Raw genomic sequence first — 776 nt, forward strand, 5'->3', positions numbered from 1 at the left:
GTTCACGTCGTTCTGCTCGCTCGTGAACCGCGTGTCGTACTTTCTCGACGCGAACGGCCCGAGCATCCCGATCGACACGATGTGCTCGTCATCGCTCGTCGCCGTGCACGAGGCCTGCGACAAGCTGCGTCTCGGCGAGTGCGAGGTGGCGCTCGCGGGCGGCGTGAACCTGTCGCTGCATCCGTACATGTACGTGAGCCTGAGCGCGCAGCGGATGCTGTCGTCCGACGGCCGCTGCAAGAGTTTCGGCTTCGGCGGCAACGGCTATGTGCCGGGCGAGGGCGTCGGCGTGATCGTGCTCAAGCCGCTGTCGCGCGCGCTCGCGGACGGCGACCGCATTCACGCGACGATTCGCGCGACCAGCATCAACCACGGCGGCAAGACCAACGGCTACACGGTGCCGAACCCGATCGCGCAGCAGAACGTGATTCGCAGCGCGCTCGATCGCGCCGGCGTGCACGCGCGCGCGGTGAGCTATGTCGAGGCGCACGGCACCGGCACGAAGCTCGGCGATCCGATCGAGTTGACCGCGCTGTCCGCGGCGTTCGGCGATTACACCGACCGGCGCGGGTTCTGCGCGCTCGGCTCGGTGAAGACCAACATCGGGCATACGTCGGCGGCGGCCGGCGTCGCGAGCATCCACAAAGTGCTGCTGTGCCTCGCGCATCGCGAGCTGGTGCCGACGCTGAACTACACGAACCCGAACCGCCATTTCGATTTCGCCGATTCGCCGTTCTACGTGAACACCGACCGGCGCGCGTGGGACGCCGCCGACG

The 776-nt window shown here is 67.8% G+C and carries 1 protein-coding gene; it reads left to right on the plus strand.

Features of this window, described 5'->3' with window-relative positions; all coding sequences use genetic code 11:
• A partial coding sequence (locus J5M67_RS27270) for a beta-ketoacyl synthase N-terminal-like domain-containing protein (protein ID WP_207888523.1) occupies window positions 1–776 on the plus strand: 776 nt, incomplete at both ends.

It is taken from the genome of Pseudomonas sp. 30_B, assembly GCF_017491605.1.
Lineage (GTDB): Bacteria > Pseudomonadota > Gammaproteobacteria > Pseudomonadales > Pseudomonadaceae > Pseudomonas.